A 14,010-nucleotide genomic window follows, 5' to 3' on the forward strand; every position below is an offset into this window, starting at 1 on the left:
ACTGTTGAAAAAAAGCTTACCATCTGTTGGGTAAGCTTTTTTATTTAGCGAATTTAGGGATAAAGACGCGAGAAAATCTGCTGTTGATCGACTGGGCTATTTTGATAAAACTCTGCCGCGGCAATACTTTTCATCACCGCTCGTTCATCCGCATGAGCCAAGCGGGTTTCGTCCACTTGGTTAGGATACCAATATTGATAAAACAGCTGATACCAGTCATCATGGCTGATGCAGTTCATCGCCATAAAAGCATCGGTCAATGTCCACTCGTATTTGGGTAACCGCAGCCCGTAGTCTGTCATATCAAGCACAATCACTTCACTCGCCAAAAATGCCTTGTGCGCGTCTAGAATCTGCTCGTTGAGTTCATTGTAGTAACTTGGCGTGGCAGCGTAGCCGATTTGATTGGCATAATGAGTGGCAATATGCTGCTCGACAGCCAACCGGGTGCGAAAAGTATTGTCCGCAAATTTGGCATCGACATCTTGTGCATGCGATTCAAAATAAGTGGCATTGTCACGACTCATCAGGGGTGCCGACCAAAACGCCTGCAGTCGCTCGGTCTTGCCAAACTGCGCCCAATCGCTGATATGAAACGCCATATGCTCAAACATGCTGGGGTCGATGGTAAAAAACGAAGGCACTACAATCGGCGAATAGTCGGTTGCTTTAGTTTTTGAGGATAAATGGGTCTGGGAATGTAACGTTACTTGCTGGGTATAATAGCGATAAAATTGTAGCAGATTGTCATTGAGTAAGTAGCTATCGGTGCGTAGTTTGAGCGCATATTCGGTGCTGACTTGGTTTAGACCCGCTTGCGTGGAGATGATTTGTCGATTGACGTTGTTAGGGGCGTCGTAGCCAAATTTGATATTGGGCAGACCACCAGGATCTGGGTTTAAAATCAGCTGATCGATACCCAATTTGTCGGCGCTGTCAAACTCGGTGGGCAACGTAAGCGTATCCCAAGTCGATAATACAATGGTTGCATGGGGCAATGCTGCTCGGGTTTTGGCGACGTTAGCCATAAAATCACTGCCGTCATCACCGCCCTGCCCTAGCTGGTGAACGTTGATACCACCTTGAAAAATAACCGTCACTGACTGACTGGGGAGAGTGTTTGCTTGCATAGGTTTCCATGATGCTGATTATCAGTTAAATTGTTATCATTAATTATTGTTATCTGCTAACCCGTCATCATAGCGCAAATTTGTTCAATTATCGGTCAGTGATTTGTTATCTGACTTTGATGTGACAAACTGTTAGACATTGGCTGTTAAAACTTAGCTTTTAGACATTGGCGCGGAGCATGACACTGGTCGCCCACGCGCGATGCGTGGCTGGCTCAAGCATACTGTTGTCTTGCTTGAATACCGCCTTGGCATCAGTAGCAAGAATCGCGGTGGCTTGACTGCGCTCTATGTCATTGACATAAAAAGCTTGTTTGACTGCAGCAATTTGGTCAGGGTGAATGATGGTTTTTCCCACCAGTCCCAAGGCGACATCTTGCCGCAATTCTTCAGCAAACAAGGTAGGTTTATCCAAATATTCAAACACGGGCGCGGTCAAATAAAAACCTTGCGGCACGAAACACGCAATTAACTGATAGATGAGTATACCGACTGGGGTTTGATAGATCGTCACATCAGACGGACGACGCAAGCGCAGCGAGGCAAATAAATCATTGCCGCCAATACGCAGTGCCAAAATCGACTGGCTAAACCCTTCGCTAAACGCTAGCGCCAGTTCTTGGTTGTGTATCGGGTTAAAGATGAGTCGAGTCTCAAGGGTCGGCATCAATAACTGTGTCGATGGCAATGCCTGACAAGCCAATCGCCAATCAGCAAGGCTTTGCATATCAATTTTTGGTAACACAAAGCCATCTACCAAAGCAATCGACTGCCAACTAGCAAGCTCGCTGAGCATCAAGGCGTTACGCGGTCGGATAAACACCATCGGGCGTGAGCCTCGCGGTGAAATTGGACACGATTCATCGTTAACACCATGCGTCTGGGCGTGCTGAGCCCATGTTGCAAGCAGCTGCTTTAAATTTGCGAGCGCGGCAGGAATCTCACTTTCACTTACCGCATCTTCCAAACAAATCACGATACTGTCAATCTCAGCCAATTTTTGCTGGCTAATAATTTGCCAAATATCTTGGCGCGTGGCTGGCATATATAAGGTTGCGCCCAGCTGATAGGGATTGATAGTCGGCGCAACAGACGCAGGTAAAAAATGATTTACAGGGTGTAATAGTGTCATAAAAGTACAATGTGCGTAAAAGAGCGGTTAGGATAAATGGGCGGTTAACAAGATCGATGAGCGCAAAGACGCGGTTATCATTGGCTTCTGTTCTTAATAATGGTGACAGCTTGGTAAGGTGCAATGCTGGCATCTGCAATTACTTGAATATTTTTTTCCTCACAAAGATGCCGCAGTAATGCCGTATCTTGTCCGTCTGCCCTCTCATTGACCAATACACACTCAGGGTCGCGCCGTAATATCGCGCGGGTCGCCTCGGCAATGGTGGGTTTGATACGGTTACGATTGCTGATCGCAAAGCGCGCCGCCAAGTCCTCTATCACAGACTGGGTGGTAAAAGTCGGCAATAACTTGCCCGTTAGCGGCGTTGGTAAAGGCGTTTGCTGACGCAGCGCATCAATGGTTTGGATAAACTCGCCACTGCGATCCCAAGGCTGTAACTTGTCATAATACACTGCTTGGTGCAGTCCATCACTGGGCTCACGATACAGGGTGCGCGATATCAGCCCAGAGACAGTGCTATTGAGCAAACTTGCCGGCATCAGCCAATCATCCTCACTTGCCGATAGCCAAGCCACCCCGGCAGGATCTGCCAACGTCACCAGTGGAATCACCCCGTCGCCTTGGTGAAACAGTTGCGCTTGTTGCTGCTTATCAGTGATTTGGGCTAAACTTCGTTGCAACTCACCATATATAGCCCCTTTACCCGTCCAACCATCGACAAACACAATCGGACTATGGGGATGCTGCTGCAAAATATATTGCAAGGCAACAGGGTCAAGCCCGCGGTCACGAATGATACTCACCCCGTAATGCTGGCTGGCTAACGCATAGCTGGCAGATGCATCACTAAGCGCTTTTTGTAGCAAGACCCCAATCGGCAATCCTGCCCGCACGAGACTGACCAATATCAGCGGCTGCGAGGCACTCACACAAGCATGAAATAGCTGATGTAAGCTAAAGGCAAGGCTTGTGACATCATTTGCCATGCGCTGTTTGCCTGCCGCCAATGCTTGATTGTACAAAGTTTCATGCGTGGCGCTGGGCGGTTTTTCAAGCGTGAGCATATCTGAATAATGGCGCTGACCTGATTGGATTAACGCTTCTTTTTGGGTTGGGCTGATATCACTGACGCTATCAGCACGGACGATATCGAGCAGCAAGGTAACCTCAGAAGGTAAATAACTACCCGAAAAATTTGCCTGAATTGTCATGATTATAAATACCCTTGACTGATAGCATCATGCAGTTGCCCTCGATTGGGCGTGCCATACCAGTCCAATAATTGTAAAAACGGCAAATCCGCTAAGCTATCACCAAAACCAAAACAAGGGCGGTTTTTATCCAAATGATAATCGAGCAAAAAACGCATCGCGTGATGTTTGTTGACGACGTGCGGCAAGATTGCCAAGTTATTGGCATTGACATGGATATAAAACTCATCGCCCAAATCAGGCACCTCATTTAGCACAGTCGGCAGCTGTGCCGCAAACTGCAGCAAAGCATCGTGGTCTTTATGCCGATGTTTGATGGCGACATATACCATCAAATCCGTCGCGTTATTGTCTACTATAAAGCGTTCATAATGTGGGGTAATGCGCAGTGCTTCAAACCCTGCCAATCGCGCCATAAGCTGGCTTAGTTTGGCTTGTAGCGCCACCAATTGCCCTGCCATTAGCCGCTGCCAACGCGCACAAAGCTGCCCCGACGGTGTTACAATCACCGCACCATGGGTCAAAACTTGCCAACTATCAAACGGCAGTTTGACGCGCATAATCTCAGTGGTATCTCTTGCGGTGACGGGGATAAGCTCAGTTGATTGGGATAACCAATTAAAAAAATGGCGCTGCTTTGGCGTCAAAAAGCTCAATGGCGCATTCTGCTTATCGACGGTCGCCACCACTAACCCATCCATTGGCAATTGCCAAGCTGCAATTTTTCGCTGGGTTTGAAACAAGGTATCATCCAAATCCATCAAAGCATAAGGTTTGACTAGCGCGACTTTTGATTCAAAAAAACGGGCTTCGGGTTTAAAAAAATCGGTCATTCACACTCACTTTTATCAAACTTAACTTTTATCGATTTTGTGGCTGATTAGCTTTTGGACTTCGCTTGTCAGGTTTAGAATGTCAGATTTCGAGTCTTGGTGAAATTACCATGACATTATCAAAACGCTGCCAAATCTCATCCACGCTATCTTGGGGGGTTTCCACGCACAACAGCACCCAATCCCACGCCTCAGGCGTCACGTTGTAAACAAAATTGGTCATGCCCAAGCCATAATGATCAAAGAACTTGATGACGCTAGTCACGGCGCTATCAGCATGGATGGCGATGGGTGACCGCGTTAAGGCAGAAAATTTGACATCCGCTTGATATTGCGCCAGGCGTTCAGCAAGCAACAATGGCAACCAAACAAACTCATTACTGCCCAGCACCAAGATCTTTTGACGGGCGAAGGACGCTAGGGTCAATTGTCTTTGGCTCAGCGTATGCTGCAAACCTTGCAGCAAAAAATCCAATCCCGATGTACTATCGCGTGTCGGTTGTCTACCCCAATTGCCGGTAGGCAGCAGTGGCTGACTGCCTGCCTCTGTGGTTGACACATTTGGCATGGTAACCGCGGGCGCATTTACCCTATCTGTCCACGTCCAATCTCCTGCCAGCAAATGATGGCGAAAAAAGGCGATGTCATTAAAAATATTACTATCCGTTTTGCCCAGTTTTTTGCCCAGTGACCAATCAACCAGCGTCGCCAAATGCACTTGCTCAAGCTTACTCATTCCTGCTTGACGCAGGGCGTTGACCACATTTTGGCAGGTATTACCTGTGGAAGCTTCGTCATCGACCATAATCAAGGTTTTGGCGTTTTCAACGTTCGCTTGTAGCGCGCTGTCATCACTTTGGTAAATCAAATGCACACTGGCATGACTATGATCTTCGTTAAACGTGGTGAAAAGCTCTGCTGCCTGTGCATGCCGTGTTGAGTTGAGCAAAATAGCTTGCGGATAACGTGCCTGCAGCACTTGATGCACCCCTGCCGACAGTCCGACTGCGGTCTCTGCCATACCAATCACCACAATTGGCTCGGGCAAATCATCGGGTATGAGAGTCGCCAACTGGGTGAAGGCTTGTCGCATTTTATCCGGAGATACCGGAATATGTCGCCCCAATACTTTGGATACAAACAAAAACGCGCGCTTGGGATTGATACGCTCAGCAAACCCCAACAAATCATCAAGCTGATAATCAGCGCTGGTTTGATAACGTAAAGTAAGCTCGCCACGCGATAACGAAATGGTTTTTTGCTGGTCCATGGCGTCTGTTGTCCTGTTATTTTTGCGTTAACCGATTTTGACACTGGTCATGAGCGGACGCACGATGCAAGGGGTGATGGTATCACGTACCGCTGCTAAATGCGGTTTGGTAATACAGCCTGACCAATAGGCAAAAGCTAATTGGGTTAAATTCATCGTGCCGTTGTCAAAGGCGTGATCGGTGTAACCAATCCCACCTGATGCGCGGCTATTGATTTCCAGTACCTTGTGCGTCCCATTTTCATCAGCCTTGGTTTGGATGCTCACAATACCATCGGCTTTTAGGGCTGCCACTAGGCGCTTGACAAGTGCCATCACTGCCTCGTCATAGCCCACATGCTGCTCACTGCCTTCTTTATAGCGCGTCACTGCGGCTAACACTTCCCCTATCTCACATACCACATCAATCGAATATTCTTTGCCTACTAAATATGGCATCAATAGCATGACAATGGGTTTGTCAGTTACCATTTGGCTATGGTTATAGGCGTGTAAAAATTGCGCAAGATGGATTTTTTTAGCATCGGTGAAGTATAAATGCTCAAAACTATCCCACGCATCGACCGCTCCCGTATCGAGTCGCCAAAACCCTTGCGCAAATATGCCTTTGACGGGTTTTACACATAACGGCTGCCCACCATGCAACGCTAGTAGTGCCATTAACTCATCTGTATTAGCAAACTGCCAGCCACTTGCCACAGGGATATCATGTTGCTGGCAAAAAGCTGTAAAAGCGGCTTTATCATCCATTAATTCAAGCGTAGCTGTGTCAGTTGCGCCTGTCAACAACCGAATACCGGCTGCTTTGAAGTCATGACGTCTGGCTTCGTAATCTTGGCTGTTACGCCCTGTGAGTACCACTTTGACATGGTGGTGTTTGGCACGGTCAAGTACAAACCCAACCCGTTCACTTGGCTCGGATGGCTCTTGGTACGCTATGTCGGCACAGTTTAAGATTTCTAGTCGTGGTTGTCGATGGGATGCCACGATGGTCATGGGTAAGTTATATTGGCATTTCATGGCTTGCATGGCAAGTAGCATCTCACGCTGGCTTGACTGCCCTTCTGCCAACCAAATTGAAAACGGGGTATTACTGGGGTTTAAAATCATTGAACTTCCATTGGCAACGCATCATGCCATTTAACTTATTATCAACTGGATGAGAAGCCGTATCATAAAATAAAACTGGGTTGGATGAATAGCATTTTTAGCATTTCGTCCACTAAAAAATCTTGGGCAACTGAACGAGTGAGTAACGCAATCATAATTTTTTTCCTTTACCGCTTAAATGCTGGCTAAATCAGGGATAAAATCTGCAGACTGTTGTTAAATTAACCACCGTGATTTTAACCGTTTAACAAAGCTGTCTTTATCACAATTCAAATGAATTTTAAAGCTGCAGACGATTTTTACTTTGTCAGTGCTATCTTTTTTACTGACATAGGCGGCTTCATTCTCTTAGCTATTAAATGATCGTCCTATTCAGAACCGTAGTGTTACGATGTTTCGAGGGTGAGGGTGCTCGATAAAAGTTATTGTTTTAGCCATAAAACGCAGTATAATCCATAATATTTTTTTTACTCACCATCAACTTTTGCTTTTACATGGAGATTTGCCCATGCAAGTTCAGCCTATCGGTGATATGTATGCCAATCACAAAGAATTGACGCTAAGGGGCATTATTCTTGGGGCATTAATCACTGTCATCTTTACCGCGTCCAATGTATATCTTGGACTTAAGGTCGGGTTAACGTTTGCCTCGTCCATTCCGGCGGCGGTGATATCAATGGCGGTTTTAAAATTTGCCAAAGATAGCAATATTCTTGAAAATAATATTGTACAAACCCAAGCTTCGGCGGCAGGTACTTTATCGTCCATTATCTTTGTGTTGCCAGCGTTATTAATGCTTGGTTATTGGACAGGGTTTCCGTTTTGGCAAACCACTATTTTATGTATCGCTGGCGGTATCTTAGGGGTGATTTTTACTATTCCGCTTCGCTATGCGATGGTCGTTAACAGTGATTTGCCCTACCCTGAAGGCGTTGCCGCTGCTGAAATTTTGCGGGCAGGCGAACAGGACACATCAGATGATACCACCGCTCAGTCAGATGCCTCAACAGGCGCCAAAGATATTGTGATTGGTGGCGCGTTATCAGGCATTGTAGCGTTTTTGACCGGTGGACTTAGGGTGTTGGCAGATTCGGCAGGCTACTGGTTTAAAGCAGGCTCGGCGATTACCCAATTACCCATGGGGTTTTCCTTGGCGCTACTTGGCGCAGGCTATCTAGTTGGCGTAGCGGGCGGTATTGCTATTTTGCTGGGTATCGTTATTGCTTGGGGTGCAGCGGTGCCGATATTGACGAGCATGACGCCTCAGCCCAGTGACATGGAAATGTCGGCATTTGCCATGAAAATCTGGAAGGAAAATGTCCGTTTTATTGGTGCAGGTACCATTGGTGTTGCCGCGATTTGGACGCTACTGACGCTTATGAAGCCAATGATTGAGGGATTAAAAATTTCCATGCAGGCGCTCAAAGGTGGCAATTCATCAAACCTCAGTCGTATGGAGCAGGATTTATCGCCCAAGGTTATGATCGGCTGGACGGTGGTAATGACGTTGTTATTGGCGGTTAGTTTCTATCAGTTTGTGGCGGATGCAAGCTTGCCAGCGGGTTTGGCATGGTTATTGGTATTGGTTTGTACCGCGGTCACCTTTATCATTGGTTTCTTGGTAGCGGCAGCGTGTGGTTATATGGCGGGCTTGGTTGGATCGTCGTCTAGCCCAATTTCAGGTATTGGTATTATCTCGATTGTGGTGATTTCGCTCATTTTATTGCTTGTTGGCAATGCCTATCCACAATTGTTAACCACGGGTGATGGCAAATTTGTCACCGCGTTGGCGTTGTTCTGTGGTTCGGCGGTATTATGTGTGGCGACGATTTCAAATGACAATTTGCAAGACTTAAAAACGGGTTACTTGGTAAAAGCCACACCTTGGCGTCAGCAAATTGCGTTAATGATTGGTGTGGTGGTAGGTGCATTGGTAATCTCCCCTATCTTAGAACTATTATACAAAGCTTATGGTTTTACTGGGGCATTGCCTCGTCCTGATATGGATGTCTCGCAAGCCTTGGGCGCACCGCAAGCAACCTTGATGACCACGATTGCCAAGGGGATTTTTGCGCATAATTTGAACTGGGACTTTATCCTTATCGGTGTGCTAATTGGTACGGTACTGATTGTCGCTGATACTTTATTACGCAAAACTTCAGCGGGTAAATACAGCTTGCCTGTATTGGCAGTGGGTATGGGTATTTATTTGCCACCTACCATTAATATGCCGATTTTTATAGGCTCGGTGTTGGCATGGTGGATTAAAAACCGTATTACCAAAAACAGTGCGGCGGCGCAACGTGAGCGCAACTTAAAGCTTGCAGAGCGCAAAGGCACGTTATTTGCTGCAGGGTTAATTGTGGGCGAAAGCTTGATTGGCGTTATTATGGCGTTTATTATTGCCGCGTCAGTCACGACGGGCGGCTCAGATGCACCGCTCGCGCTTAAACTTGCTAATTGGGACAATATTGCCCAATGGCTAGGGTTATTGGCATTTGTATTGGCTATCGTGATACTAGCAAGACGCGTGTTAAGCAGTGCCAAAACATCGGGATAATAGGCATTAAAATCCAACATCCTTATAAACTAAACCCTTGAAAATCAGTGTTTTCAAGGGTTTTTTACGTATCGCGGTGTGAAAAAATAGGCTCAAAACCCTAGATTTAAAACCTTAGCAACGACATTTTTTCACAACTGTGATAGCAGCATAAGCAATCATTAGCCATTACAAGACTTTTAATAAGTCTAATAGCACCTGCCAAGTTTTTGCCACGCTGGCGATTTCTACGCGTTCTTTGGGTGAGTGTGCCGCACGGATATTTGGACCAAAAGAAATCATGTCCATGTTTGGCGCTTTACCTTTAAATATGCCGCATTCAAGACCGGCATGAATCACCTGCAGCTTTGGCTCGCCTGCAAAATGACTCGCCATCACAGATTTTGCCACTGCCAATAGCTTGGAATCTGGGTCAGGTTGCCAGCCTGGATAATCATCGCTTAACTCTAGCGCTGCCCCTGCCAAATCTGCTAAAGCTTGTAGCCGCTGGGCAATGTCATCTTTTGGGGTTTCACCCAAAGATCGCATCAGACAACGTATCTCAAGGGTGGCGGTTTGATTATTGTCGTGAGTTTGGGCAAGCTTAACCACGCCCGTGCTAATTGATGTATCTACCACGCCGGCAAAACTATCGCTCATCCGTATCACGCCATTGGGTAGGCTACGCAGCAAGTTAAGCACACGCTGACTGTCGGCTATACTAAGAGCGGAAAGGTTGGCAGCGTCAGATGACAGCGCGTCCGTGGCTACTAGTTTTTCAACAGTAACGGTGAGGTTGGGTTCCGTGATTTTATATTCAGCTTGTAGCGTTTGCAAGATAGTAGGAAGTAACTGGCTGATACGCTCAAAATCACCCAACACCGCCGCAGAGGCTTCACGCGTAATCACATTCCGCAGTACCCCACCTGTCCAGTGTTGTAGATAAAAAGGCGATGAGCCAAACAGGCTTGCCAGCACGCGCGCCAGTAACAAGTTAGCATTGGCTAAGCCTTTATGAATATCAATGCCAGAGTGCCCACCTTGTAAACCGCTCACCTTAATTACCATCGGCGTGACATCGTCGGTTACGGTAATGATCGAGGAAGTTAACTGGAATGTGGCATCACGTCCGCCAGCACAGCCAATAAACAGTTCACCTTCATCTTCCGAGTCAAGGTTAATCATCGCAGGTGCGGTCAGCCACTCAGGGTGAATAGCTTGGACGCCGCCCATGCCGATTTCTTCTTCACAAGTCAAAATCAACTCAAGCGGTGGATGGACAATATCATCACTAAACGCCACCGCCAATGCCATAGCAAGCCCAATACCATTATCTGCCCCAAGCGTCGTATCGCTTGCCCAAACCCAATCGTCTTTAATGACAGGTTTGATAGGGTCAGTGATGAAATCATGGTTGGTGGTTTCCCCTTTTTGTGCCACCATGTCAAAATGCGCTTGGATAGCCACCGCAGGATGGTTTGCCATATTGCTATCAAGCTGTACGCTTGCTGGCTTATAGATAAAAATATTGCCTTTTTCATCTTTTTTGACCGTTAACCCGTATGGCTGTCCGCGGGTTTGTACTGCTTGAACAATAAAGTCACCCAATGCATGTTCATGAAAAGTAGGATGTGGAATAGCACAAATTTGATCAAACCATTGCCAAACAGCAGTGGGTGACAGTTGAGAGAGATTGGTTGTCATGGTATTGCCCGATTTTTAGTGTATCAAATATCAAAGGCAATATTGTAGCGAATTTTACTTACGAATTGTCAGCTTATTTCTGGTTAGCTTAGTTATAGGGCGATTGGCAAACGCACAGTATTATTCCATTTTAGAAAATACAATATTGTTAATATTATTTTACAGAATATAAAGGTTTTTACATAATAATTCACATACAGAATATCTATGATGAATTAAGGGGTAAAAATGACTAAGCAAAATAAATTATTCGCGGCAGGATTGACCGCAGGCATTGTGGCGATTGGCGCGGGCTATGTTTATTCTCAATCACCAACACAGTCGCAAAATCAAACAACGTCCAACAGCGCATCCGCAGCGGGCAACACATCAACTGCAGATAGCAAGCAAGCCGTTACCATTGCTTATCAAACCGGGGTTGACCCAGCCAAACTTGCTCAAGCCGACAAAACCTATGAACAAACCACGCAGCGTGATATCAATTGGCGAAAATTTGATACGGGTGCAGACGTCGTTGCTGCCATTAGTGCCGGCAGCATTGATATTGGCAATATTGGCTCAAGTCCATTGGCAGCCGCTGCCACCAAAGGCGTACCGCTTCAAGTTTTTTTGGTGACCAGTGAAATCGGTGAAGCAGAAAGCTTGGTCGTGAGAAATGCTAGTAATATCAAAACACCGCAAGATTTAATCGGTAAAAAAATTGCCGTACCCTACGTTTCTACCACCCATTACAGCTTACTTGCCGCGCTGAAGCATTGGAACATTGACCCAAATAAAGTCACCATTATTAACCTTCGTCCACCGGAAATCAACGCGGCTTGGGAGCGAGGAGATATTGATGCCACGTATGTTTGGGAGCCTGTTTTAAGTAAAGTCAAAGCCACTGGGCATGTTTTGACGACTTCAAAAGAAGTGGCTAGCTGGGGTAGTCCGACCTATGACTTATGGGTGGCGCGTAAAGATTTTGCCCAAAAAAATCCTGACTTTTTAAAACAGTTCGTCAAAATCAGCACCGATGCCACCGGTAAATATAGCCAAGACCCTAAAGCCTTTATTGGTAATGCTAGCAACGTGCAAAAAATTGCGCAAATTACAGGTTCAACACCGAGCGATATCAGCAACCTACTGGCAGGAAATCGTTATCTACCCGTCAGTGAACAGCAGACTTTGCTACAAAAACCATTTGCTGACAACATCCGCAAAACGGCTGAATTTCTTAAATCACAAGGCAAGGTGGATACCGTATTAGCTGATTATTCAGATTTTGTCACCAATCAATATTTGGATAGCAAGTAGTGGCAAGGCTTAACAAGGAATGAGATAGCATGAGCGGATTAGTGATTGAAAATTTAAGCGTACAGTATCCAACTACCCAGTCCAATAGCCACCCCACGTTGGCACTTGATAAGGTGAATTTATCATTGGAAGCGCAAAGTTTTTGTGTGGTACTTGGGGCGTCAGGCTGCGGTAAAAGCACTTTGCTCAACACCATTGCAGGCTTTATTCCTGTGACCCAAGGCGCGTTAAGCCTAGACGGTCAAGCCATTACCAAACCCAGTGTAGATAGAGCGGTGGTATTTCAAAACCATGCGTTATTCCCTTGGCTCAATGTCGCTGACAACGTCAGTTTTGCTGGCAAATTAGCAGGGGTCGATGCCAAAACGCAAGCCAAACAAACCGAGCAAATTTTGCAGTGGGTAGGACTAGAACATGCTGCCGAAAAATCGATTTGGGAATTATCAGGCGGGATGCAACAACGTGTGGGCATCGCCCGCGTACTAGCATCAAAAGCCAAAATGTTATTACTAGATGAGCCGTTTGCTGCCCTTGATGCTTTTATGCGCGAATCCATGCAAGAACTACTGCTCAATATTTGGCAACAAAGCAAACGACAAATATTGTTGATTTCGCATGATATTGAAGAAGCGTTATTTTTGGCAACCGACTTGGTGGTGATGGGTGAAGGAAAAATTCTGCACCATTACCAGCCGACTTTTAGCCAACGCTTTGCCCAAGGACAAAGCACTCGCGCCATAAAATCAGACCGTGAGTTTATTGAATGGCGAGAACAGTTATTTCAGCAAATTGTGGCGGGTCGTATTTGACAGCCAGCTAAAACTGCGCCAATTCATCATAATAATTTAACAGGAATTAGGTCATGACGAGCCAAACAATTTCTAAGATTGATACCGCAACTCACCCCGCTGATAAACCAATCGACCATCAGTCAGTGCCAACTGCAGCCGTTATTGAGACTACCATGACAACACGCCCTACCCATGCCTCATCTTTTGTGTCCCAACATCATGGGGTAGTCTGGGGGTTTATCAGTGTGGTTACTGCATTGGCAATTTGGTGGGCGGTGACTGCGACAGGACTGGTGCCAAGTTTATTTTTGCCAAATCCTACCAGTGTGTGGCAACAGTTTGTCAAAGTCTCCACCGAAGGCTATATGTCGGCAACCTTGATACAGCATACCTTTGCTAGCCTAGGACGGGTATTTATTGCCTTGGTTTTGGCAGTGGTGGTGGGTGTGCCTATCGCTATTTGGATGGGAACCAATCGCACAGTTCAGGCTATTTTTGACCCGTTGCTCGAGTTTTATCGCCCAATTCCCCCGCTCGCTTATTTGCCATTATTGGTGATTTGGTTAGGGATTGGTGAGCTGACCAAAATCACGCTTATCTTTTTATCGATTTTAGCCCCGATTATTATCTCAACATTGCAGGGTATTTTGACCGTTAATAAAAGCCGCCAATTTGCCGCGCTATCGCTCGGTGCAACCCCATCGCAATTACTTTGGCATGTGACATTGCCATCGGCTTTACCGCATATCCTAACAGGGATTCGTATTGGGCTGGGTGTAGGTTGGTCGACTTTGGTGGCAGCTGAATTGGTGGCTGCAACTAAAGGGTTAGGCTTTATGATTCAGTCAGCCGCGCAGTTTCTATCGACGGATATTGTCGTTCTAGGGATTATAATTATTGCGGTGATTGCGTTTATTTTAGAAATTTTATTAAGAAAATTACAAGCCAATCTTGCCCCTTGGTACGGCAAATATTAAAACAGCTATAACAA

General features: G+C 46.2%; 11 protein-coding genes and 1 pseudogene. 4 read left to right on the forward strand and 8 right to left on the reverse strand.

All coding sequences use genetic code 11. The annotated features are described in order from the left end of the window. Positions 1 to 53: 53 nt before the first annotated feature. The 7 genes and pseudogenes from RT084_RS01445 to RT084_RS01475 form a co-directional block, all read right to left on the reverse strand. A complete protein-coding gene (locus tag RT084_RS01445; RefSeq protein WP_313097342.1) occupies positions 54 to 1,130 on the reverse strand; it encodes a WavE lipopolysaccharide synthesis family protein in 1,077 nt (358 codons plus the stop codon). Between the two features lie 160 nt (positions 1,131 to 1,290). Beyond that, positions 1,291 to 2,262 carry an HpcH/HpaI aldolase/citrate lyase family protein gene (locus RT084_RS01450; RefSeq protein ID WP_062334187.1) on the reverse strand — a complete coding sequence of 324 codons (972 nt, stop codon included), beginning with the start codon at positions 2,260 to 2,262 and terminating at the stop codon, positions 1,291 to 1,293. A gap of 77 nt (positions 2,263 to 2,339) precedes the next feature. After that, a complete protein-coding gene (locus RT084_RS01455; protein WP_312385609.1) occupies positions 2,340 to 3,476 on the reverse strand; it encodes a cysteine protease StiP domain-containing protein in 1,137 nt (378 codons plus the stop codon). Between the two features lie 2 nt (positions 3,477 to 3,478). Beyond that, complete coding sequence (locus RT084_RS01460; RefSeq protein ID WP_313097343.1) at positions 3,479 to 4,309, reverse strand: hypothetical protein; 831 nt, start codon at positions 4,307 to 4,309, stop codon at positions 3,479 to 3,481. An 82-nt stretch (positions 4,310 to 4,391) separates the two neighbouring features. After that, entirely contained in the window at positions 4,392 to 5,579 is a 1,188-nt protein-coding gene (locus tag RT084_RS01465) for a phosphoribosyltransferase domain-containing protein (protein ID WP_312385607.1), read from the reverse strand. A gap of 27 nt (positions 5,580 to 5,606) precedes the next feature. Then, positions 5,607 to 6,689, reverse strand: a complete 1,083-nt coding sequence (locus RT084_RS01470; protein WP_312385606.1) for an ATP-grasp domain-containing protein — start codon at positions 6,687 to 6,689, stop codon at positions 5,607 to 5,609. A gap of 231 nt (positions 6,690 to 6,920) precedes the next feature. Further along, a pseudogene (locus RT084_RS01475) lies at positions 6,921 to 7,037 on the reverse strand (IS5/IS1182 family transposase); the annotation flags it as partial. Between the two features lie 160 nt (positions 7,038 to 7,197). On the opposite strand from RT084_RS01475, the gene RT084_RS01480 reads away from it, so the two are divergent. Then, positions 7,198 to 9,249, forward strand: a complete 2,052-nt coding sequence (locus RT084_RS01480; protein ID WP_313097347.1) for an OPT family oligopeptide transporter — start codon at positions 7,198 to 7,200, stop codon at positions 9,247 to 9,249. A gap of 168 nt (positions 9,250 to 9,417) precedes the next feature. On the opposite strand, the gene RT084_RS01485 is transcribed toward RT084_RS01480, so the two are convergent. After that, positions 9,418 to 10,932: an aminoacyl-histidine dipeptidase gene (locus RT084_RS01485; protein WP_312385604.1), complete on the reverse strand. Its 1,515-nt coding sequence runs from the start codon at positions 10,930 to 10,932 to the stop codon at positions 9,418 to 9,420. 228 nt (positions 10,933 to 11,160) lie between these two features. Between RT084_RS01485 and tauA the strand changes: the two genes are divergently transcribed. From tauA to RT084_RS01500, 3 genes are all read left to right on the forward strand, one after another. After that, a complete protein-coding gene (gene tauA / locus RT084_RS01490; protein ID WP_409418431.1) occupies positions 11,161 to 12,228 on the forward strand; it encodes a taurine ABC transporter substrate-binding protein in 1,068 nt (355 codons plus the stop codon). A 29-nt stretch (positions 12,229 to 12,257) separates the two neighbouring features. Next, complete coding sequence (locus RT084_RS01495; protein WP_313097350.1) at positions 12,258 to 13,037, forward strand: taurine ABC transporter ATP-binding protein; 780 nt, start codon at positions 12,258 to 12,260, stop codon at positions 13,035 to 13,037. Positions 13,038 to 13,192: 155 nt separating this feature from the next. Beyond that, the gene (locus RT084_RS01500) at positions 13,193 to 13,996 is read left to right on the forward strand and encodes an ABC transporter permease subunit (protein ID WP_313097378.1); all 804 of its coding nucleotides are present in this window, start codon (positions 13,193 to 13,195) and stop codon (positions 13,994 to 13,996) included. Positions 13,997 to 14,010 lie beyond the last annotated feature (14 nt).

It is taken from the genome of Moraxella sp. CTOTU48717 (assembly GCF_032057165.1).
GTDB classification, from domain to species: Bacteria; Pseudomonadota; Gammaproteobacteria; order Pseudomonadales; family Moraxellaceae; genus Faucicola; species Faucicola tetraodonis.

Excerpts from the sequence above, each read along its gene's own strand:
- RT084_RS01480 (WP_313097347.1), top strand. The coding sequence starts at position 7,198 with ATGCAAGTTCAGCCTATCGGTGATATGTATGCCAATCACAAAGAATTG.
- RT084_RS01460 (WP_313097343.1), bottom strand. The coding sequence starts at position 4,309 with ATGACCGATTTTTTTAAACCCGAAGCCCGTTTTTTTGAATCAAAAGTC.
- RT084_RS01465 (WP_312385607.1), bottom strand. The coding sequence starts at position 5,579 with ATGGACCAGCAAAAAACCATTTCGTTATCGCGTGGCGAGCTTACTTTA.
- RT084_RS01455 (WP_312385609.1), bottom strand. The coding sequence starts at position 3,476 with ATGACAATTCAGGCAAATTTTTCGGGTAGTTATTTACCTTCTGAGGTT.
- RT084_RS01470 (WP_312385606.1), bottom strand. The coding sequence starts at position 6,689 with ATGATTTTAAACCCCAGTAATACCCCGTTTTCAATTTGGTTGGCAGAA.
- RT084_RS01450 (WP_062334187.1), bottom strand. The coding sequence starts at position 2,262 with ATGACACTATTACACCCTGTAAATCATTTTTTACCTGCGTCTGTTGCG.
- RT084_RS01485 (WP_312385604.1), bottom strand. The coding sequence starts at position 10,932 with ATGACAACCAATCTCTCTCAACTGTCACCCACTGCTGTTTGGCAATGG.
- tauA (WP_409418431.1), top strand. The coding sequence starts at position 11,161 with ATGACTAAGCAAAATAAATTATTCGCGGCAGGATTGACCGCAGGCATT.
- RT084_RS01495 (WP_313097350.1), top strand. The coding sequence starts at position 12,258 with ATGAGCGGATTAGTGATTGAAAATTTAAGCGTACAGTATCCAACTACC.
- RT084_RS01445 (WP_313097342.1), bottom strand. The coding sequence starts at position 1,130 with ATGCAAGCAAACACTCTCCCCAGTCAGTCAGTGACGGTTATTTTTCAA.
- RT084_RS01500 (WP_313097378.1), top strand. The coding sequence starts at position 13,193 with ATGACAACACGCCCTACCCATGCCTCATCTTTTGTGTCCCAACATCAT.